Source organism: Oribacterium sp. WCC10, from assembly GCF_900113415.1.
In the GTDB taxonomy this organism is placed as follows: Bacteria; Bacillota; Clostridia; order Lachnospirales; family Lachnospiraceae; genus Oribacterium.
In genome coordinates this window covers 1-21184 of the sequence record NZ_FOPH01000007.1, presented here as the reverse complement: position 1 = coordinate 21184, position 21184 = coordinate 1, and the positions used below count along the sequence as shown (strand labels likewise).

Below are 21184 nucleotides of genomic sequence, written 5' to 3'. Positions count from 1 at the left end.
TATAATCACATCAGCTCCGCGAAAAGTCTCAGGAACAGTTGTGAAAGCTTTAGATATGAACTCTTCACAGTACTGTATTCTTCTGTGACCTCTCTGCTTTCGGAAAACATCTTTTCGAAGTCACGACGGATATCTGTCACAACATCACTGTGAGCGATGAAGCAGCCGTTTTCAAAATGATGATAGAGGCTTCTGTAGTCAAGATTTATGGTTCCACAGGTGGCCATAGTATCATCTGAAACGCACATTTTCGCATGACAGAATCCCGGGGTCCATTCGTACATTCGCACTCCATGTCTTGCAAGAGAGTTATAGAATGAGCGGGTTACGCTGTAAACCAGCTTCTTATCCGGTATTCCCGGAGTAATGATCCTGACATCCACGCCTCTTTCCGCTGCCAGCGTAATGGCATGGGTCATCTCATCTGTTATGATGAGATATGGAGTGATGAAGTAGCAGTAGTTTACCGCTTTTTCAACGATGCTGATATAGACGTCCTCACCGACATGAACATTATCCATGGGATTGTCCGCATAAGGCTGAATAAAGGATTTTTCGCCTGCAATAGTTGGATTCTCCGGGAAAAATCTGTCAAACTCAGCATCATCCTTATCTGTAGCACTTACTGCATTCCACATTTCAAGGAAAGTGACGGTGAGAGATTTCACTGCCTCACCTTCAAGCCTGATTCCTGTGTCTTTCCATAATCCAAAGGGATGTGTAATGCCGAAATACTCATCTGCAAGATTATATCCACCTGTAAATCCGATATATCCGTCTATGACCGTTATTTTTCTATGATCCCTGTTATTCAGAAAGAAGTTAAGCCCCGGTGCCAGCGGATTAAATACACGGCATTGAATGCCTCTGGCTTCAAGCTTTTTGCAGAAATCCGTGGTTATGAATCCGATGCTGCCCATATCGTCATAGAAAACACGGACTTCAAGGCCCTGTTTCACCTTTTCAGCCAGAACCTCCTCGATACGATTCCATGAAACAGAGTCCTCGATAGCATGGTATTCCATGAAAATGAATGATTTTGCTTTTGACATTGCACGAAGCTGTGCTTCAAGACCGGAGGAGGCACTATCAAAATATTCAATGCGGGTATTCTGGTAAACCGGATATGATGCCTTGGATGAAATATAGTGTGAAACTCCTGCTGCTGCGCTGTCTAAATCCTTCAGCTCTTCATAAACATCAGTATTTTCGGGAAGCATGGGCAGAAGTACATCGTCTATTGTTCTGTATCGTTCCCTCATCTTTCGTGTATGGCCGTTAAGACCAATCATGAGATACAGCGAAACTCCCATGACAGGTGCCACAAGTATCAGAATAACCCAGGGCATCTTCATAGATGATGTCTTGCTCTCTGCATATATTCCTAGAACCAGCATTAAAGCAATAATTCGCATACTGATGTTTATCCATTCGGCATAGTCCCATAATCTGGTGAACATCAATACTATAAGCACAACTTCAACCGTCAGGGAAATCCCGACTAAAATCATTCGTTTAACACCGTTTTTTGCTGCTTTGCCACCCTCGTAGGTACGTTGATCATTATTCATTTTGCTCATTGTGAACCATCCTCGGTACTAAGATACATTTTATAATAATCATAGTAAAGTATACCATGTTGTGCCTGCATGTAGCACGTAGGAACGCATTTTTCGGTTCGATAGCGACTTTTGACATTCGCATCATAGGCTCGGATTTGTTACGAAGCCCCGAATTTTTTTCTGTATGCGCTGGGAGTCATGTCGTATTCTTTCCTGAAACATTTTACAAAATAGTTGGAATCCAGTATTCCAACGGAAGCTGCTACCTCCTGTACAGAAGTATCAGTCTGTCTCAGGAGGTCGGCTGCTTTTGTGGCTCGTATGTGGTTAAGGTATGCCATAGGTGTTGTGCCGGTTTCTTTCTTGAACTGATGAATAAGAGTGCTGCTGCTGATATTGAGTTCCGATGCCAGTTCATCAAGTGTCAGAGACTTATGGTAGTCATTTTCCAAAAGGTATATGAGGCTTTGAACAGTGCTGCTGAATTTATTATCATGATAAGTTTTTATAGTGTCGCAGTATTCACGTATAAGTCTTTCGTGTTCAGCGTAGATACTGTCAATGCTTCTTGCTTTAGTTATATTCATGGAACTGGTGCCGGATATCCGGTCATTTATTTCGGCAGGAAGTCCTGCATTTACGGCACCTATACGTATAAGGGTTCTGGTAATGCCGGCGGATACCCTGGCTGTTTCAAGAGTATGTCCGATTTTCGTATATGAAACCGCCTTGTGAAGAAAGTGCCATGCATCCAAAGCTTCTGTAAAATCCCCCTTTTTGACAGCGTCCATAAGTCGTTTCTCGTTAGTATAGTGTTCACGAACCAGTTGAGTTCTGAGTTCCTTCTTGTCTGAAGGCTCATCCATGACTACAGAGCTTTGCGAAGGGGCATATGTCCTGACATTACGGATAGCTGTATCTCCGGTGACTTCAGAAAACAGGATATTAAGATGATAATGCACATTCTGCAGAGGCTTAACGGTGTAGCGGCTTCGCTGACGGGCAAGATCCTCTGCAGAGAGATCTCTTATTTTCAGATGTGAAAGAAGTATAGTGATCTCTTCTGTGGAAAGGAGTTCTGTGCAGTAGGGGCCATAGGCAACAGGGGTGTCCATGCATTTGCCGAAGAGAAATTTTATATGGAAAGGATCTTCATACAGCAGGAATTCGGAATCGTTGAGAGATGTCAAAAGGTAGTCAATCTCACTTTTGGAAAACAGAAGCTGAGCCGGGTGGATACGGTATTTACTGATAAATTCCGAAACTGCAGATTCAGAGTCAAGGATATGAACGGGAATCAGTTCCAGGTTTTCGAGAAAGCGGCAGGCGTCATACAGATTCATAGCATTTACCCGGTCAAATTATACACATCATAATAGAAATATAGATGTCCGGGACCTCCTTTCCGTGATTGATACTGTAAAAAATAATATCACACCATACAATATACTGCTATATTTTCAATAATGTTCTAATGCCTTTTTGCTTACACTGCTATAATGTCACCATCAGCTGAATCGATTCAAAAATCAATCAATAACATGAGTGCAAAAAGTTAATATCATGAATTATCGGGGAGAAACAGAGATGGCAAAGGATTATGAACTTATAGCCAGAGAAGTTGTTAAGAACGTAGGCGGCAGCGACAATATAAAAGAACTGACACATTGTGTGACAAGATTAAGATTTATACTTAAAGATAAATCAAAGGCAGACAAAGAAGCCCTTGAAAGCATTAACGGAGTTTTGAAAGTTATAGAAGCAAGCGGACAGACTCAGGTGGTTATAGGTCAGGATGTTACAAAGGCATTTGATGCGGTTATGGCACTTCCTGAGGCGGCAGATTGGGGAAAGAGCAGTGGAACCGTTTCTGTGGAAGATACGGAAGAGCCTGAAGATATAGTTGCCGAAAACAAGAAGAAGGCAAAGAAAAATGTCTTCGGAGACAAGTTTGTAGAGTATGTTTCAGCTATATTTACACCATTCATGGAAGCCTTTATGGGAGCCGGACTTTTAAAGGGCTTTGTGGTGCTTTTTGTGACTATAGGAATGCTTTCAAAAGAGTCTTCAACCTATCAGATTCTTTATTCGGCAGCAGACGGAGTGTTCTATTTCCTGCCTGTCTTTATCGGATACACAGCAGGAAAGAAATTCGGTGCAAAGCCATTTCTTACCATGGCTATAGCGGCAGCTATGGTTTATCCGAATATAGTAGCCCTTAAGTCTGCGGAAACAGCAGTTACATTCATGGGCATACCTGTGAACATGATAAGCTACACAAGTTCAGTGCTTCCTATCATTGCAGCAGCATATGTTCAGGCTAAGTGGGAAAAGCTTCTCAAGAAGTTCCTTCCTGAAGTGGTGGCCGGAATATTTATTCCGCTGCTTGACCTTCTTGTCATATTCCCGCTGACACTTATAGTAGTGGGACCTGTGACAGATTACCTCGGAAGAGGCATTGCTGTAATGATCGAACTTGGACTTAATACAGTTCCTCTTCTTGCTGGATTCCTGATGGCAGCCCTCTGGCCTGTAATGATCATCTTCGGCGTGCACTGGGGACTCATCCCTATCTGCATGAACAACTATGCAGTTTTGGGATATGACTACATCCTTCCTTTAACTGTAGGAACAAATTTCGGTATCGCGGCAGCAACATTTGCAGTTTTCCTGAGAACCCGTGACAAGAAGCTGAAGGAGCTTTCCGGAACATCGGCATTATCAGCATTTATCGGAGGTGTTACAGAGCCTGCAATCTACGGTGTGCTTCTGGCAAGAAAGAAGGTCTTCGCCGCAATGTGTATCATCAACGGAATCGGCGGTGCACTTTGCGCTATCATGCATGTAACAAGAGATGTACAGATTTCTGTTAATGCTCTGACACTGCCTGCCATCTATGCAGTATACGGTCCATGGGGCATCGTAGCCATCGTTATCTCCATCGTGGGAGCTTTTACAGCAGCTTTTGTGACCTTCAGGGAAGATGGCGATAAAAAAAGTATAAAGGTAAAATCAGTGACAGCTCAGAAGGCCTCTGCCTGAGAATTTGAAAAGACCATCGGAGCCGGATTACAAAAGAAAATGTATCAAAGCATGACTGATGAATCAGAGACTTGTCGGGTGGTCTTTAATTCAGGAAACCGCTGATTAAAGCGTTTCCCCGGCCGGATTTTCGATGCGAAGCATCAATTTCCTTTGAAAATCCGTGCCACGACGCCGGAGGCGCTAAGGAAACACTGATGCAATCAGTGTTTTTTTAGAAATAATCTGAAAAACGGAGAGTTAGAAATATGATGGAATCACTTTTATATCCCTGTATGACAGTGACAAGGATGAAGCTTTCTTTGGATGGGATGTGGAAATTTTCTTTTGACAGAGAAAAAACAGGAGAAGAGAATCATTGGGAAAAGGGGCTTTCAGAATATGAAATGATGCCGGTTCCGGGGAGCTTTGCAGATTTATATACGGACAAGAAGAAAAAGAATTACTGCGGGGATTTCTGGTATGAGACGGATTTTGTGGTACCGGGAATATCCGAAAGTAAACGCTGTGAAAAGAGAATACTTCTTCGCTTCGGAAGTGTGACTCACAGGGTTGTTGTATATGTTAATGGTCAAAGGATCGGGGAGCATGAAGGCGGATTTCTACCTTTTGTATTCGATGTGACAGATTGTGTATATCCCGGAATCAATCGATTGTCTGTTAAAGCCAACAACGAGCTTAATGAAGAGTGTCTTCCATGCGGAACAGTCAGGAAAAACAAAGACGGAAGTCTCACGGCAAAGCCGTATTTTGATTTCTTCAATTATTCCGGAATCCAGCGCAGTGTAGAGCTTTTACTGGTACCTAATACTTCTGTAGAGGATTACAGTTATGTTACAGAACTTGTTGACGGAACTGCAAAGATTGATTTAAAGGTAAAGCTGAGAAACGGAGAAGTTTCCGGAGATGTTAATGTTTCCGTTAAACTCATTGATGAAAACGGAAAGGTTGTTTTGGAAGAGAGACTTTACAATTATGATAAGGAATCATTATCCGGAAAAACAATGGAAAATAAAACTTGTGACTTTGTTTCAAGTGAAGCCGGTTGTGTTTCAGAGATAGAGTGCCTGCGCTATACAAAAAGTCTGTCAGTGGAAAGTCCATTCCTTTGGAATGTGAGAGATGCGCATCTCTATGACATTATCATAAGAGTGACTGACAAAACAGGAAAACTTCTTGATGAGTATACAGACAGAATAGGGCTTAGAACCGTAGAGGTAAAAGGAAAAGAGATACTTGTAAACGGAAAGCCGGTTTATCTCAAGGGTTACGGAAAACATGAAGACTTCAACATTTTGGGAAGAACCTTTAACTACTCTGTTGCCAGGCGTGATTTTGAGTGCATGAAATGGAACGGGGCAAACTGCTTCAGGACCAGCCACTATCCATACGCTGATGAGTGGTATCGTATGGCGGATGAAGAGGGATTCCTTATCATCGATGAGGTACCGGCTGTGGGAATGATGAGATCAACTCACAATTTCGTTGATGCCGGAACAGGAAAGTACACATATTTCTTTGAGACACCGACGGTGTCGAAACTCAAGAATAATCACATTCAGCAGGTTCGGGAGATGATCACGAGAGATAAAAATCATCCAAGTGTCATTGCCTTCAGTCTGTTTAATGAGCCGGAAACCACAAGTGACTATGCATACGATTATTTCTCGGATATTTTTGAAGAGGCAAGAAAACTGGATCCTGAGAAGCGCCCTCTCACAGGGGCTCTGGAGAAGAACAGCAGCCCTGAGAAGTGTAAATGCCATCCTCTTCTCGATTTCATCAGCCTGAACAGATATTATGGCTGGTACATCAGCGGCGGAGAGGACTTTGAGGAAGCGGAAGGAAAGTTCAGGGATGAACTTGATCGCTGGAAAGCTTTGGGGGTAAATAAACCTTTCATCATGACTGAGTTCGGAACAGATACATTGGCAGGAAATCATTCACTTCCCGGAACCATGTGGTCAGAGGAATATCAGAATGACTACTATGAGATGAATTTCAGAGTAATTGATGATTATGATTTCATACAGGGTGAACTTGTCTGGAATTTCGCCGATTTTGCAACTTCCGAAGGCATCTTCAGAGTGGGCGGCAATAAAAAGGGAATCTTCACAAGAGACCGTCAGCCTAAGTCGGCAGCATTTGTGCTTAAAAGCCGTTGGGAAGAACTGTAAAAGAGTTTGTTCATAATAAGCTGTTTTCAAAACGGAAAAGTATTCTGTTTTGAAGATGGCTTATTTTATTTTTTAGGGAACCGCTGATTAAAGTGTTTCCCCGGCCGGATTTTCGATATGAAGCATCAACTTCCTTTTAATAACCGTGCCCGACGTCGAAGGCGTTGAGGAAACATTGATGTAATAGATGTTTCCTCAGAAATCATGTTACGGTTGGAAGCATATATATAATGACGGTTTTTTGTTATATCTGATAGTCCTTTTTGATAGATTACATACATAACTCCCTGTGATACGATGCTGATATGGAATTATGTATAGTTATGGCACAGACCATAGCTTAATGTGAAAACGAGCATTCGACAGTTGTCTTTATAAGAATGTCTCGGTCGGAAATCAGTCAATTATCAGAGTGAAGCATAAGTCGTATCTAAGCGCTTATGTCAGAAATGGGGAGAAGATAAACATGGCTAATATTCTGGAAGACATCGCTGAGCACACAAGAAAGCGAGTGGAAAAGGCAAAGAGAATCGTACCGCTTCAGGAGATGAAGCAAAGAGCAGAATCAATGGATGTGAATACCGGTTTTCCTTTTGAAAAGAAGCTGAAGGAGCCGGGGATAAGTTTCATATGTGAATGTAAGAAGGCATCCCCATCGAAGGGACTTATCACAGTTGATTTTCCTTATCTTAAGATTGCATATGAGTATGAGAAGGCAGGAGCGACTGCTATATCTGTACTTACGGAGCCGAAGTGGTTCAAGGGCAGCAATGAGTATCTTAGACAAATTGCGGAAACAGTGAAGCTTCCGTGTCTGAGAAAGGACTTTACCATTGATCCGTATATGATTTATGAGGCTAAGGTTCTGGGCGCACAGATCATACTTCTTATATGTGCTCTTCTTGATGAAGAAACATTGAAAGAGTATATCGGCATAGCAGACAGTCTGGGACTCTCAGCTATAGTAGAGGCTCATGATGAAGATGAAGTCAGAAAGGCTGTTAATGCAGGTGCAAGAATCATCGGGGTCAACAACAGAAATCTCAAAGACTTCACTGTAGACATCAGTAACAGCATAAGACTCAGAGAAAATGTGCCTGAAGATATTCTCTTCATTGCAGAAAGCGGCATAAAGAGTCATGATGATATAGAAGAGCTTGAGGCGGGGCATGTTAACGGTGTTCTCATAGGAGAGACGCTCATGAGAGCGGCAGACAAGAAAGCAATGCTTGATGAACTGCGTTTGGGGATACTTCATGAGCAGGCGGTGTAATGCCGAAAGGCTTTGACTGTTTGACATATATCAATAAAAAAGACTGTGGTATTTTTGGTAAAAAAAGATATTTTTGCCATGAATTTATGATTTTGTATTAAATGTTTACTATCTTATGCTAAAATGGCAACATAACTTTTTTATATGCGGCAATTGACTCTTTAAGGAGTAAAAATGCATGGTTGTCGTGAAAAATATAGTTTTGGAGGGGAAGTTATGTTTTGTAAGAAGTGTGGAAATCAGTTGGCTGATGATGCCAAGTTTTGCCCGGTTTGTGGAGAACAGGTCAATTCTATCAATAACTTTAAGGAGTTCAGCCAGGGTGCGTACAATGCGGCAAACTCTGCATTGAACAAAGCGGAAAATGAGCTTGGAGATGCAGCCCGTAACATTGCCGGCAACAATGGCGGTTATTATGGTGGTGAGAGACTGAAAGAAGACAGAAGTCTTTTGATGTATATTCTTTTAACCATCGTTACATGCGGCATTTATTCATATTACTTTGTTTATAAGCTTGCTCAGGATGTGAATACAGCTTGTAACGGGGACGGACAGGAGACTGCCGGTCTTGTAAAGTATATTTTATTATCTGTTATAACTTGTGGTATCTATTCATTCTATTGGCAGTATTGTCTTGGAAACAGACTTGCTTCCAATGCTTACAGATATAACCTTGCATTCCAGGAGAATGGTACAACAGTTCTTATGTGGGATCTTTTCGGTATTCTGCTTTGCGGAATCGGACCATTCATCGCCATGAATATCCTTATCAATAACACAAATAAGATTTGTGCTGCTTACAACAGATCAAACGGACTTTGATGGTTGAATATATAATGTGATAGAGGCCCCTGTGACAGCTTTTTTATAAGCTGCCGCAGGGTTTTTTGTTGAATCTTTATGCATTCATGTATATGAATATGACCTCCGGATATGTACCTGATATTCAAAGATTAGTGATTGTATAAGCTGTTACAGGGTCATGTTATGTGGAGTTGTACATGAGGTTATCACTGCTATAAAATTTCAATATTTTTATTTATTGAATAAGAATTGACATTCTTTTTCAAAAGCATTATCGTAGTTATCAAGTTAATAATTTAAACCGTTGAAGCGGAGATAAAGCTATGTATGATCTCACAGAGAGCCGGCGATGGTGCGAATCCGGCAGAAAACAGCATTGCAAATGGACCGCTAAGGGCACAATGAAAGGCATGAATATGCTTAGTATCCTGTGACGTAAGACATACGTTAGTTGTCGGAGATATGTTGGTATCTCGCAAAGCGCACGAGTCATATCGTGAAACAGGGTGGCACCGCGATTTTATCGTCCCTGGCAGAATCATAGTCTGGTTCTGCCGGGGACTTTTTAGTATATATCCATGTTTCCGAAGGAACCATGGATGCCCCTTATTCCTGAATCCGCGCAGCGTGAGATCGTAATTTTCAAAGGGGATCAGCCCCGAAAGGAGAATAAGATGATCAAGAATGCTATTGACAAGATTGCAACATTAAAAGGAGACCTTACTTACGATGAGGCCTACACAGTTATGACGGAGATCATGACAGGGCAGACTACACCTACACAGAATGCAGCATTTTTGGCTGCTCTATCAACCAAGTCGACGAAGGCTGAGACAATAGACGAGATTTCGGGCTGCGCGGCTGCGATGAGAGAGCAGGCAACAAAGGTACCTCATCCAGGTATGGAGGTGCTTGAGATCGTCGGAACAGGCGGAGACGGAGCACATAGCTTTAATATCTCCACAACTGCAGCAATGGTTATCGCCGCTGCAGGAATCAAGGTCGCCAAGCACGGTAACAGAGCTGCATCGTCACTTTCGGGAACAGCGGATTGTCAGGAGGCACTTGGTGTAAACATTAATCAGGATGTGAATAAGGCACAGCAACTCTTGGCCGATGTGGGATTATGTTTCCTTTTCGCACAAAAGTATCATGCGGCAATGAAGTATGTAGGACCTATCAGAAAGGAACTTGGATTCAGAACAGTTTTCAATATCCTCGGCCCTCTTACCAATCCTGCAAATCCTGATATGTTTCTTCTTGGGGTTTATGACGAGTATCTGGTTGAACCTGTTGCAAAGGTACTTGATAAGCTTGGAGTAAAAAGAGCATTTGTGGTTTACGGTCAGGACAGAATGGATGAAATCTCAGCATCCTGTGAGACTACCGTTTGCGAACTTAGAAACGGCTACTATAGAACAACAGTTATAAAGCCTGAGGATTTTGGCCTTGAGAGAGGCAGGAAAGAGGATATAGTAGGCGGTACACCTGAAGAAAATGCCGAAATCACAAGAGGCATCCTTTCAGGAAAGATTCAGGGAACCAAGAGAACTGCGGTGCTTCTCAATGCAGGAGCTGCAATTTACGTCGGTGGCAAGGCAGACTGTATGGAGGAAGGAGTGAAGCTCGCAGCAGAACTCATAGATAACGGAAAGGCTCTTGATAAACTTGAAGAGTACATCAGATGCAGTAATGAACCTGCAATGCTGGCTGATATTCCTGCCTGATGAATTGCAACTTTATATACTTTGAGAAAGCAAAGACTGCGGGATGGAGGGTATATGTCAGGGATTAAAATCTGTGGCTTAAGAAGACCTGAGGATATAGAAGCGGTAAATGAACTGAAGCCTGAGTACATAGGTTTTGTGTTTTACAAAAAAAGCAGGCGTTATGTCACGGAAGCAGAAGCGGAACAGCTCAGCAACATGCTTTTACCTTCCATCAGTGCGGTGGGGGTGTTTGTATCAGAGGACAGAGACATTATCCTCAGACTCATGAGGAAGGGGATAATATCTATAGCACAGCTTCATGGTGACGAGTCCGCGGAATATATAAAGGAACTGCAGGAAGAGCTGAAGAAGCCGGGAGAATTTCCTGACGGAACACCGTACAGTATCGACGGAAAGGTGATGAAGGCATTTCTGGTAAGGACTTCTTCGGATGTGAAGAACGCTGAAATGTCACCTGCAGATTATATCCTACTCGATAAGGGAATGGGAGACGGGGAAACATTTAACTGGGAGCTGATCAAAGGGCTCCAAAGACCGTATTTTCTTGCGGGAGGACTCAATCCTGACAATGTTTCAGAAGCAGTAAGAAAACTCAATCCATATGCTCTTGATGTGAGTTCCGGGGTGGAAACCGGTGGCTTCAAGGATCCGGTCAGGATGAAAACATTTGTAGAAGCGGTGAGAAGTTTGGATTTGACAGAAAAGTAAGGAGAAGAGATGTTTGAGATAAAAGGAAGATTTGGTGTTCATGGAGGACAATACATACCTGAGACTCTGATGAATGCGGTTATAGAGCTTGAGGAAGCATACAACAGATATAAGGACGACCCTGAGTTTAACAGAGAACTCATAGAGTTATACAACGAATATGCTAACCGTCCTTCGAGACTGTACTATGCAGAGAGATTAACAAAGGAGCTTGGCGGGGCAAAGATATATTTGAAGCGAGAGGATCTGAACCATACAGGAGCACACAAGATCAATAACTGTCTCGGACAGGCTCTGCTTGCGAAGAAGATGGGAAAGACACGTCTCATCGCTGAAACCGGCGCAGGACAGCATGGGGTTGCAACAGCTACAGTGGCAGCACTCATGGGTATGGAATGTGTTGTTTTCATGGGAAAAGAGGATATGGAGAGACAGGCGCTTAATGTTTACAAGATGCGTCTCCTCGGATCAGAAGTTGTTCCTGTCACAACCGGTACCGGGACTCTCAAGGATGCGGTATCAGAGGCCATGAGAGAGTGGACAAGAAGAATATCAGATACACATTACTGCCTGGGATCCGTTATGGGACCTCATCCTTTCCCTACCATAGTCCGTGACTTTCAGGCGATCATCTCCCGTGAGATAAAGGAACAGATGCTTGAAAAGGAGGGAAGACTTCCTGATGCGGTTATAGCCTGCGTAGGAGGCGGTTCCAATGCCATAGGTTCTTTCTATCATTTTATCGGGGACAAGGATGTACGTCTTATAGGATGTGAGGCTGCCGGCAGAGGTATTGACACATTTGAAACAGCCGCGACCATCAATACAGGACGACTTGGAATCTTCCATGGAATGAAGTCATATTTCTGCCAGAATGAGTATGGTCAGATCGCACCGGTTTACTCGATCTCTGCAGGACTCGACTATCCGGGAGTAGGGCCGGAGCATGCTTATCTTCATGATATAGGCAGAGCCGAGTATGTTGCCATAACAGATGATGAGGCGGTTGATGCATTCGAATATGTTTCAAGAGCAGAGGGAATCATTCCTGCTATTGAGTCATCACATGCGCTTGCCTACGCAAAGAAGCTTGCACCGACACTGAGTAAAGACAAGATAATAGTTGTGACAGTATCCGGAAGAGGAGATAAGGACTGTGCGGCTATAGCCCGTTACAGAGGGGAGGATATAAGCGAATGAGCAGAATCACAGAAGCATTTAAAGACCATAAAGCATTTATTCCATTTATAACCTGCGGAGATCCGGATCTTGAAACCACAAGAGCCTGTGTCCTTGAGATGGTGAAAAACGGAGCCGATATCATTGAACTTGGTATACCTTTTTCAGATCCTACAGCTGAGGGTCCGGTGATCATGGAGGCTGATAACAGAGCACTTAAAAGCGGAGTGACTACAGATAAGATATTTGAATTTACAAAAGAACTCCGTAAAGAAGTTGATGTACCGTTTCTTTATATGACTTATGCTAATGTTGTCTTCTCCTACGGTACAGAGAAGTTTATGAAAGCGGCTTCGGAAGCAGGAGTAAGCGGATTGATACTTCCTGATGTTCCTTATGAGGAAAAAGGGGATTTTGAGGAAATCTGCGACAGATACGGGGTTGAACTTATATCGATGATAACTCCCGCGTCCAATGACAGAATCAGGATGATAGCAAAGGAAGCAAAGGGATATATCTATGTGGTGTCATCCCTCGGAGTGACAGGCGAACGTTCGGATATCACAGCAGATATAGGGTCGATGGTTAAACTTGTGAAGGAAAATACAGATGTACCTTGTGCCGTTGGCTTTGGTATATCCAGTCCTGAGCAGGCCGGATCAATGGCAGCGCTCAGTGACGGAGCCATCGTTGGCTCATCCATAGTAAAGATTGTGGCTGAAGAGGGTGCAAATGCTCCCCAAAAAGTCGGAGCACTGGTTAAAGCCATGTCTGACGCGGTTCACAAAGCTTCATAAGTGATGATTATGCTCTGATGATACCGGGGAAACACTTTAATCATTGTTTTCCCGGTATCATCAGAGGTAAATGTGAGATAATCTGCAGGTGCCATATAAGCATTAGCGTATCGACAGTGAACGCAAATTATGATAAACTACATCGGTATGTTTATTGATATTAAACAGATGCTTTAAGCTGATGTTGCTAAACGACGGAATGCATTTGCATCTGTATTAACCAGGAGGTTTATATATGGCAGATTATACAGAGAGAGCCAATCAGAAGCTCGTAGAGGCCATCAACAGATTCAAGGAGTCAGAGGGCAGAGATAAGGAAGCACAGAATGTGATTTCAGAGGAGCTTATTTCAAATGCTGAGTTCATCATGCCTGCAAGAACAGTAGAAGATCCTAAAGAGGGAAAGAAGACACTTTACGGAGTAGTTGCATTTAAGGATGCACGTCCTTTCTATACATTATTCACCAGTAAGGAGAAGCTTAAGAGCTGGAATAAAAGCATAAAGCATTCAGAGACGGAAGTAAACAAGTTCGATATGATTGCTGATCTTGCTTTCGGTGATGATCGCATTTTCGGCCTTGTTGTGAATCCCGGAACAGATGATTTCATCATAGCACGTCCTGTTATTTCACAGCTTCGTGCCAGAATGAAGGGAATCGAAGGCGGTCTGGAAGGTGAGAAGGCTCATGCTGATGATGATGTAACATTCCAGGATGTCCGTCAGGATGAAGTTACAGAGGAACTTCAGAATGCACTTGTTATGGCTATGCGTAACAATGATAATGTAACCAAAGGTTACCTTAGAGATATGATCAGAAACGGAAATCTCGATTATCTTGTTGTTATCGAGCATACAGGTTCTATGAATGAGACATTCACAAAGATTATGGATATCTGTAAGAATCACTCTCATGGACGCAGTGTTGCACTTATTTCTTCAAAGGCACCTGTAGCTGACAGAGCTATCGAGGGCGCTGAGCCAATCTACAGCAAGTAAAAAAGCGGATATTTTCTTTGTTAGTACAAGATTGAACAGCAATTTCCTTGACAATGTATATTCATACTAGTTATAATTTTTGTACTTATAGTTATTAAGTACCTATTTAAGAAAGAGGTGTTAGAATGAAGCATATCGTTACATTAAATACTAGAGATATGAAGAGATCAGAAGAGAAGGGCGGATGCGGCGAGTGCCAGACATCTTGCCAGTCAGCTTGCAAGACAAGCTGCGGTATTGCAAACCAGAAGTGCGAGAACAAGAACGCTTAATATTCAGGTGAGCTAAGCCGGGGCAGATAAAGCCCCGGCTTTTTAATGTACTGTATAAGTATTTGCTATATGCCATCGTCACATATGACTGCAAATGAAGTCAAATGAGGTTGTATGACATGGCAGCAGGGATCGGTCAGCAGAGTTACAGGGCGAATCAGAGATACCTGCGGCAGGGCTTATGTATGTGCGGAGATAGAGTATGGATACGGTGTTTATTGTTTTAAAGGAGATTAGGAGTATAAATGATACATCAGTATAAAATGAACGGTTACAACATTGTGCTTGACGTTTACAGTGCAAGTGTACATGTAACTGATGATCTGGCATATGATGCTATTCATCTTCTCGACGAGGGAAAGTCTGTAGATGAAGCCCGAAAAGAACTTGCAGAGATGTATAAGGATGCATCAGCTGAAGATATAGATGATACTTTTTCAGATATTCAGGAGTTAAAGGATAATGGAAAGCTTTTTACAGAGGACATCTATGAAAAGGCTGCCGGCTATCTGAAAAAGCAGACAACAGTAGTTAAGGCACTTTGTCTTCTTGTAGCTCATACCTGCAATCTCAATTGCAGCTACTGCTTTGCCTCCCAGGGAAAGTTCAAGGGTGATGAAGGTCTCATGACTTTTGAGACAGCAAAGAGAGCGATCGATTTTCTTGTTGAGAATTCCGGAAACCGTCGTAACCTTGAGGTGGATTTCTTCGGTGGTGAGCCTCTTGTAAACTTTGATGTATGTAAGAAGACAGTAGAGTATGCCAGATCCATCGAGAAAGAGCATAATAAGAATTTCAGGTTCACTCTTACCACTAACGGAGTAAATGTTACAGACGAAGTTATCGAGTGGGCTAACAAGGAGTGTTACAATGTAGTTCTTTCTCTTGACGGACGTAAGGAAGTTAATGACAGATTCCGTGTGAATCGAGCAGGTCAGGGATCCTATGATCGAATCGTTCCAAACTTCCAGAAGTTTGTCAAGGCAAGAGGAGACAAGGCATATTACATGAGAGGAACATTCTCTCACTACAATACAGATTTCACAAAGGACATCTTCCACATGGCAGATGATCTTGGCTTCACAGAGCTTTCCATGGAGCCTGTTGTCACAGACGGAAAGAGTCCAAGTACCCTTACAGAGGAAGATCTTCCTGTTCTTTACGAGCAGTATGAGATTCTTGCAAAGGATATGCTTCGCCGTGAGAAGGATGGAAAGCCGATCACATTCTATCATTATATGATAGACCTTGAGCATGGTCCTTGTGTATACAAGAGAGTATCAGGCTGCGGATCAGGAACAGAGTACATGGCAGTTACTGCATGGGGAGATCTCTATCCGTGTCACCAGTTTGTAAATGATCCTGAGTATAAGCTTGGTAATGTCTTCGACGGAGTTGATCGCACAGACCTTGTTGATACTTTTAAGGAGTGTAATGTTTATTCCCGCCCTGAGTGTAAGAAGTGCTGGGCAAGAATGTACTGCGCAGGCGGCTGTTCAGCCAATGCTCTTCATGCTACAGGAGATATCAAGGGCGTTTATGAGTATGGATGTAAGCTTTTCCGTAAGAGAATGGAATGTGCTCTCATGATGAAGGTGGCTGAAGCCGAGATGGCTCAGGAACAGGAAAATGAAGCAGAATAAAAGCTTATTCGAAGAACTGAAAATATATAATGAAAAGGGCATATATCCTTTGCATATGCCAGGACATAAAAGGCGTATGACATTATCAGAAACCTCTGAAAGCTGTTGCTTTCCGGATGTGATCAGGGAAAAAACCTTCGGGAATCCGATGACGTATGACTTTACAGAGGTTTCCGGGACTGATGATCTTCATCACCCCGAGGGGATTCTTTTGGAATCCATGAAACGTACGGCTGAAGTGTTCGGCGCCGATAAGACCAGATTTCTTGTCAATGGAAGTACCTCAGGTAATCTTATCGGAATAAGTGCTATATGCCCGTTAAACGGGGAACTGATCGTGGCAAGAAATTGCCATAGATCAGTTTTTCACGCATTAGAGATAAGAAATATTACTCCACACTGGCTGTATCCTCAATACGATGAGGAGTTTGGCATCCTGACGGATATTGATGCCTGTCAGGTGGAAAAGCTTCTTGAAGACTATCCTGAAAGCAGAGGTGTTGTCATTACAAGCCCGACTTATGAAGGGGTGGTTTCCGATATAGAAGCAATTGCCGATATTTGTCACAGACATGGTATTCCGCTTTTTGTTGATGAAGCTCATGGAGCTCACTTTGGTCTTGTGGAATCAGCAGGCTTTCCAAAGAGTGCGATTCAGTGCGGCGCTGACATAGCGGTACAGTCTGCCCACAAGACGCTTATCGGTATGACCCAGACTGCATTTTTGCATATAAAGAGTGACCTGGTAAATGAAGATACGGTGGACCGTTTCATAGATATCTACGAAACATCGTCGCCTTCGTATCCGCTTATGATATCTCTTGATTCCTGTACTGAGATGATTCTTGACAGTGGAGAGGCGGTGTTTTCAAAGTGGTCGGGGATGCTTAAACGTTTCGATGAAAAGGTCAGGGGCTTAAAGCATTTCAAAGTGATGTGTCACGGTAGAGATAATAGTTCGAAACATGTTTTTTATGATTTTGACAAGAGTAAGCTTCTTGTGAATTGCAGGGATACCCATTTAGATGGTGGCTCCTTAATGAAGATAATGAGGGATAGATTCAGTTTTGAACTTGAGATGAGTCTCTCTGACAACGGGCTGGCCATGACGGGTCCCGGAGATGAACCGGGTGAAATACTGAGATTTGCCGATGCTATCCTTGAACTTGACAGGGAAGAAGAGCTGATATCAGAAGCAGGAAAAGAGAATCGATGCTTAGGTGAGTTATCATCAAAGGTATTATCCGAAAGAGATATGGAAATGCGGGAAGAGGCAGTTGATAACATTGACGATCGGTTAGATAAATCCCATGATTCCAATGTTGACTTTCGGGATAGACATGGATTTAACGGACATACTGATGCATATCACGAACTTCTTTCCACTAAGATGGAACAGAGTTTGACTCTTCAGGAAGCAACCGAAAGTTCATCGGAGTGTTTCTCTTTTCCGGATGCGGCAGGAAATATTTCGGCAGAATATATTTACTGCTATCCGCCGGGTATCCCGATGGTGGTTCCGGGAGAGATACTGACCGAAAAATGCATTGAAATGCTGGGCAGAATGTGCGATATGGGATGTAAGCTGCATTATACAAAATCTGTTGAGGATACAAGAGATATAATGTGTGTGAAGAAGTCCTGATCAACAGGTAAGGCCTGATGGAGGCGGTTTTCATTTTGCTGTCGGGAAGTTATGGTTTTGTCGTGAAAGCGGATATACCAGAGAATGATGCTTGAATGTATTAAAGGTTATACCTTCTGTCAATAAATTAACTTTTATTGACTAAAAATGCCTTTGTGATTAAATTTATCTATGTTCGCGTATGGAAATCATCGTTTTATTTTTATCTGATAGAGAAGATAAAATAATTGAAGTTCCGAAATCAGGGAGGAGATAATTATGGCTGTACATGTTTTAGATGAGGCAAATCGTTGCCTTCAGTGCAAGAATCCACGTTGTCGCACAGGTTGTCCTATCAATACAAACATTCCGGAGATGATCAGACTTCTTAAAGAAGAGCAGATGATGGATGCAGCGGTTATGCTTTTCAATAACAACCCGCTTTCTATCGTATGTTCACTGGTATGTGATCATGAGAAGCAGTGTGAAGGTCATTGTGTTCGTGGTATCAAGGGAACTCCGGTTCATATCTCTGCTATAGAGAACTACATTTCAGATTCATGCTTTGAGAGAATCAAGCTTGAAAAGAAGCCATACAACGGTAAGAAAGTTGCGGTTATCGGTGGAGGCCCTGCCGGAATCACTATCGCGGTTCTTCTTGCTCAGAGAGGGTACAAGATCACTATATTTGAGGGACGTGAGAAGCTTGGCGGTGTCATGAGATACGGTATTCCTGACTTCCGTCTTCCGAGAACTGTTCTTGACAGATATGCAGCAAGACTTCATGAGCTTGGAATTCTGTTCCGCCCTAACTTCAATATCGGTGGTTCAACAAGCATAAAGGATCTTTTTGCAGACGGATATAAGTCAGTATTTATCGGAACCGGAGCATGGCGTCCAAAGCACCTTCGTATTCCTGGCGAGACTTTTGGTAATGTTGCTTATGCTATCAATTATCTTAACAATCCTGATGTATATCATATCGGAGAGAATGTTGCCATCATAGGTGCCGGTAATGCTGCCATGGATGCTGCACGTACTGCGATCCGTAAAGGTGCAAGAAATGTTACCGTTTATTGCAGACGAGATACTGCGGCTGCATCTATCAAGGAAATCGAGTACGCAAAGCTTGACGGGGTTAAGTTCGAGTATTGCAAGTCGCCTCTTGAGATAAAGGATGACTCTATCGTTATGGCACCTGTAACATTCGATGAGGATGGTAAGAGTACAGTGCATAAGGAAGAAGCAGTGGAAGTTCCTTGTGATTTTGTTATCATCTCAGTTTCTCAGGTTCCTAAGGACCGTCTTGTATCAAGAGATAAGGAACTTACTCTCAATGAAAAGGGTACACTTCAGACAGATGAGAACGGTGAGACTACTATGCCGGGTGTATTCGCATCAGGTGATGTAGTAACCGGTGCCAAGACTGTAGTAGCAGCTGTAAATGTATCAAAGCAGATTGCAGATGATATGGATAAGTATATGCAGGGGCTTCTTGACTGATAAGTTGTAAGGCGCAGAACATACAAAATGTGAGCATATGTTGCATAATAACAAGTTGTGGTGCTTCTGAGAACCGCATAATAAAATAAGAGTCTCCGGGAGAAGATTATCTGATCTTTTCCCGGAGACTTTTTTAGATTCTGACCGTACAATTTATCAGGTATCATCCGTTAGAGAATAACTCGGGTATAATACGGATTTCTGTCCGACAAACATATGTTTTATCCAGTTCGAAGATGATTGAATAAGAACAAATATTCTGCAAACAAATATTTGGGAACAGCTGTTTACAAAACGTTTGTACAGTGATAAAATACATTCAGTGTTAAGAACAGTTGTTTTGAGTTTTCCATGAAGACATGACGTTTAAACAATGGAGGAAATCATCATGAGAATCAATATGAAAACATTTGAATTCGTAGTAGAGTTTCTGTTAGTGATTGGAATCGTTGCATCTCTTTGTGAATTTAATGAGGTGAGATACCTTGGATATATGATCAGCGCAGGCAGCATATATCTTATGTATCAGATTGAAAAAGAGATAGAACGCAAACGTCATAGAGCAAGATTTCATAGACGTATGTACAAGCTTATAGAACAGAAATTGTTTTCATGATATTTGTCAGTCCCAGCTTATGTATACATCTGAGTTTTCATCTATATCGAACTCATTGATGTAAGCATCTTCTTTAGGAATCCATATTGTTTTGTATTTTTCAATCAGATCTTTGTTATCGCCTACACGTGCGATTACATTTTCAATCTGAGATTCCGGCTCTATATCACAGAATATGCGAAGCTGATAGGGTTCTCCAAAGTAAGGATGCTGACTATAGGAACCTTCGATGATATTGATTCGCTTGGGCTTTATGATTTTTTCCATGGCTTTGTCTATTTTCATGGTCTTGCAGTTAAAGGGACGATAGGTGACTGCATCCCCATACCATATAGGTATCATTACTTCTTCACGGAATCTTTCATAATCTACATTACCGCCTATCTCTGACATACGTTCTTCAGTTCTTTGTTCTTCTCTGAGGAAAAAGTCGTCCATATGAAAGACGTTAGCATCGTACATATCTGCAAGAAAGTGTGCGAGAGTGGTCTTTCCACTTCCAGAACGTCCATCGATGGCGATCATCAGAACTTCCTCATCCATAAATTCGTCATCAGACAAAAGATCATTCATCGCATCTATTGCCGGTTGAAATCGTTTTTGTTTCATATCAATGATATCCATTATTTTTCTCCTGAATCCAATTAGTATAAGTTTGCGATATGTGAACTTAATGATGCAACAATGTGTTACATTTAGGTAAACATATCTAAAGAAGCATTGATTATATCAGTGTTTCCCCAGAGCATCCGGCGTCGGGACACGGATTTTCAAAGAAAGTTGATGCTTCGCATCGAAAATCCGGCCAGGGAAACGCTTTAATCAGAGTTCCCATAAGGAAATTAGTGCTCAGGTGTGTCATAAAGTCACAAATCATTGTAGAAGCACAAGATTTGGTATTTTTGCCTCTTACATCATGATATGAGTCGCCCGACAAATGGGGCGCTAGAACCTTAAAAACCTAATACATTACCTTTTCTAAATAGTATAATAGAGATAGGATCTGTTGGAGGTATAGTTTATGTCATTTGCAACAAATTCATCTCAGCAAATCAGCTTGTTTGATTCTACTTCTAATTTAACCCAAAGAGAAGTAAAAATGCTTGAAAAATCATGGGCTAAATTTTTTTCTGAAAATATTTTTCCAGCTATAGATGAAGAGCCTTTCCGAGTATTGTACAGTGATCAGCCTTCACGCCGTAACACTCCGATTAACGTAATTATAGGTGCTCTTATTATAAAGGAGATGTTTCAGCT

At 42.2% G+C, this 21184-nt stretch carries 18 protein-coding genes, 1 pseudogene and 1 other annotated feature; of the genes and pseudogenes, 16 read left to right on the top strand and 3 right to left on the bottom strand.

The window, feature by feature from the left end:
- Positions 1–5: 5 nt before the first annotated feature.
- Complete coding sequence (cls, locus tag BM294_RS06825; protein WP_091206322.1) at positions 6–1571, bottom strand: cardiolipin synthase; 1566 nt, start codon at positions 1569–1571, stop codon at positions 6–8.
- 149 nt (positions 1572–1720) lie between these two features.
- The gene (locus tag BM294_RS06820) at positions 1721–2905 is read right to left on the bottom strand and encodes an AraC family transcriptional regulator (RefSeq protein WP_091206049.1); all 1185 of its coding nucleotides are present in this window, start codon (positions 2903–2905) and stop codon (positions 1721–1723) included.
- Positions 2906–3149: 244 nt separating this feature from the next.
- Here BM294_RS06820 and BM294_RS06815 point away from each other — a divergent pair, with 244 nt between their 5' ends.
- The 15 genes from BM294_RS06815 (at position 3150) to BM294_RS06755 (ending at position 19927) form a co-directional block, all read left to right on the top strand.
- Positions 3150–4604, top strand: a complete 1455-nt coding sequence (locus BM294_RS06815; RefSeq protein ID WP_175494579.1) for a PTS transporter subunit EIIC — start codon at positions 3150–3152, stop codon at positions 4602–4604.
- A gap of 248 nt (positions 4605–4852) precedes the next feature.
- Complete coding sequence (locus BM294_RS06810) at positions 4853–6781, top strand: glycoside hydrolase family 2 TIM barrel-domain containing protein (protein WP_242944468.1); 1929 nt, start codon at positions 4853–4855, stop codon at positions 6779–6781.
- A 466-nt stretch (positions 6782–7247) separates the two neighbouring features.
- Positions 7248–8054: an indole-3-glycerol phosphate synthase TrpC gene (trpC, locus tag BM294_RS06805; RefSeq protein WP_091206045.1), complete on the top strand. Its 807-nt coding sequence runs from the start codon at positions 7248–7250 to the stop codon at positions 8052–8054.
- A 216-nt stretch (positions 8055–8270) separates the two neighbouring features.
- Complete coding sequence (locus tag BM294_RS06800) at positions 8271–8876, top strand: DUF4234 domain-containing protein (protein ID WP_091206042.1); 606 nt, start codon at positions 8271–8273, stop codon at positions 8874–8876.
- A gap of 277 nt (positions 8877–9153) precedes the next feature.
- Positions 9154–9392 (top strand) — a binding site (T-box leader).
- Positions 9393–9532: 140 nt separating this feature from the next.
- Positions 9533–10585: an anthranilate phosphoribosyltransferase gene (trpD, locus tag BM294_RS06795; RefSeq protein WP_091206039.1), complete on the top strand. Its 1053-nt coding sequence runs from the start codon at positions 9533–9535 to the stop codon at positions 10583–10585.
- Between the two features lie 54 nt (positions 10586–10639).
- Positions 10640–11296, top strand: coding sequence for a phosphoribosylanthranilate isomerase (locus tag BM294_RS16255; protein ID WP_242944466.1), 657 nt, complete (start codon positions 10640–10642; stop codon positions 11294–11296).
- 9 nt (positions 11297–11305) lie between these two features.
- Complete coding sequence (gene trpB, locus BM294_RS16250) at positions 11306–12496, top strand: tryptophan synthase subunit beta (protein WP_242944465.1); 1191 nt, start codon at positions 11306–11308, stop codon at positions 12494–12496.
- Positions 12493–13272 (top strand): tryptophan synthase subunit alpha, encoded by a 780-nt coding sequence (trpA, locus tag BM294_RS06785; RefSeq protein ID WP_091206036.1) that lies wholly within the window; start codon positions 12493–12495, stop codon positions 13270–13272. The genes trpB and trpA overlap by 4 nt, the downstream gene beginning before the upstream one ends.
- Positions 13273–13507: 235 nt before the next feature.
- Positions 13508–14269 (top strand): enhanced serine sensitivity protein SseB C-terminal domain-containing protein, encoded by a 762-nt coding sequence (locus BM294_RS06780; RefSeq protein ID WP_091206033.1) that lies wholly within the window; start codon positions 13508–13510, stop codon positions 14267–14269.
- Between the two features lie 125 nt (positions 14270–14394).
- Entirely contained in the window at positions 14395–14541 is a 147-nt protein-coding gene (gene scfA / locus BM294_RS06775) for a six-cysteine ranthipeptide SCIFF (protein ID WP_091206028.1), read from the top strand.
- 114 nt (positions 14542–14655) lie between these two features.
- On the top strand, positions 14656–14778 hold the full coding sequence (locus BM294_RS16440) for a hypothetical protein (RefSeq protein WP_255407183.1): 123 nt from the start codon (positions 14656–14658) through the stop codon (positions 14776–14778).
- 8 nt (positions 14779–14786) lie between these two features.
- Entirely contained in the window at positions 14787–16184 is a 1398-nt protein-coding gene (gene scfB / locus BM294_RS06770) for a thioether cross-link-forming SCIFF peptide maturase (RefSeq protein ID WP_091206025.1), read from the top strand.
- The gene (locus tag BM294_RS16245) at positions 16171–17829 is read left to right on the top strand and encodes an aminotransferase class I/II-fold pyridoxal phosphate-dependent enzyme (protein ID WP_091206022.1); all 1659 of its coding nucleotides are present in this window, start codon (positions 16171–16173) and stop codon (positions 17827–17829) included. The genes scfB and BM294_RS16245 overlap by 14 nt, the downstream gene beginning before the upstream one ends.
- Positions 17830–18087: 258 nt before the next feature.
- Complete coding sequence (locus BM294_RS06760; RefSeq protein ID WP_091206019.1) at positions 18088–19311, top strand: NAD(P)-dependent oxidoreductase; 1224 nt, start codon at positions 18088–18090, stop codon at positions 19309–19311.
- Positions 19312–19699: 388 nt separating this feature from the next.
- Positions 19700–19927, top strand: a complete 228-nt coding sequence (locus tag BM294_RS06755; protein WP_091206017.1) for a hypothetical protein — start codon at positions 19700–19702, stop codon at positions 19925–19927.
- A 6-nt stretch (positions 19928–19933) separates the two neighbouring features.
- Here BM294_RS06755 and BM294_RS06750 read toward each other — a convergent pair whose 3' ends face one another.
- The gene (locus tag BM294_RS06750) at positions 19934–20551 is read right to left on the bottom strand and encodes a uridine kinase family protein (RefSeq protein WP_242944463.1); all 618 of its coding nucleotides are present in this window, start codon (positions 20549–20551) and stop codon (positions 19934–19936) included.
- Positions 20552–20948: 397 nt separating this feature from the next.
- Between BM294_RS06750 and BM294_RS06745 the strand changes: the two are divergent.
- A pseudogene (locus BM294_RS06745) lies at positions 20949–21184 on the top strand (transposase); the annotation flags it as partial.

Bases quoted from the DNA above. Each gene is read 5' to 3' on its own strand.
- BM294_RS06755 (WP_091206017.1), top strand. From the start codon at position 19,700: ATGAGAATCAATATGAAAACATTTGAATTCGTAGTAGAGTTTCTGTTA.
- cls (WP_091206322.1), bottom strand. From the start codon at position 1,571: ATGAATAATGATCAACGTACCTACGAGGGTGGCAAAGCAGCAAAAAAC.
- BM294_RS16255 (WP_242944466.1), top strand. From the start codon at position 10,640: ATGTCAGGGATTAAAATCTGTGGCTTAAGAAGACCTGAGGATATAGAA.
- BM294_RS16245 (WP_091206022.1), top strand. From the start codon at position 16,171: ATGAAGCAGAATAAAAGCTTATTCGAAGAACTGAAAATATATAATGAA.
- BM294_RS06750 (WP_242944463.1), bottom strand. From the start codon at position 20,551: ATGGATATCATTGATATGAAACAAAAACGATTTCAACCGGCAATAGAT.
- trpB (WP_242944465.1), top strand. From the start codon at position 11,306: ATGTTTGAGATAAAAGGAAGATTTGGTGTTCATGGAGGACAATACATA.
- scfA (WP_091206028.1), top strand. From the start codon at position 14,395: ATGAAGCATATCGTTACATTAAATACTAGAGATATGAAGAGATCAGAA.
- BM294_RS06810 (WP_242944468.1), top strand. From the start codon at position 4,853: ATGATGGAATCACTTTTATATCCCTGTATGACAGTGACAAGGATGAAG.
- BM294_RS16440 (WP_255407183.1), top strand. From the start codon at position 14,656: ATGACATGGCAGCAGGGATCGGTCAGCAGAGTTACAGGGCGAATCAGA.
- BM294_RS06800 (WP_091206042.1), top strand. From the start codon at position 8,271: ATGTTTTGTAAGAAGTGTGGAAATCAGTTGGCTGATGATGCCAAGTTT.
- BM294_RS06760 (WP_091206019.1), top strand. From the start codon at position 18,088: ATGGCTGTACATGTTTTAGATGAGGCAAATCGTTGCCTTCAGTGCAAG.
- BM294_RS06815 (WP_175494579.1), top strand. From the start codon at position 3,150: ATGGCAAAGGATTATGAACTTATAGCCAGAGAAGTTGTTAAGAACGTA.
- trpD (WP_091206039.1), top strand. From the start codon at position 9,533: ATGATCAAGAATGCTATTGACAAGATTGCAACATTAAAAGGAGACCTT.
- scfB (WP_091206025.1), top strand. From the start codon at position 14,787: ATGATACATCAGTATAAAATGAACGGTTACAACATTGTGCTTGACGTT.
- BM294_RS06780 (WP_091206033.1), top strand. From the start codon at position 13,508: ATGGCAGATTATACAGAGAGAGCCAATCAGAAGCTCGTAGAGGCCATC.
- trpA (WP_091206036.1), top strand. From the start codon at position 12,493: ATGAGCAGAATCACAGAAGCATTTAAAGACCATAAAGCATTTATTCCA.
- trpC (WP_091206045.1), top strand. From the start codon at position 7,248: ATGGCTAATATTCTGGAAGACATCGCTGAGCACACAAGAAAGCGAGTG.
- BM294_RS06820 (WP_091206049.1), bottom strand. From the start codon at position 2,905: ATGAATCTGTATGACGCCTGCCGCTTTCTCGAAAACCTGGAACTGATT.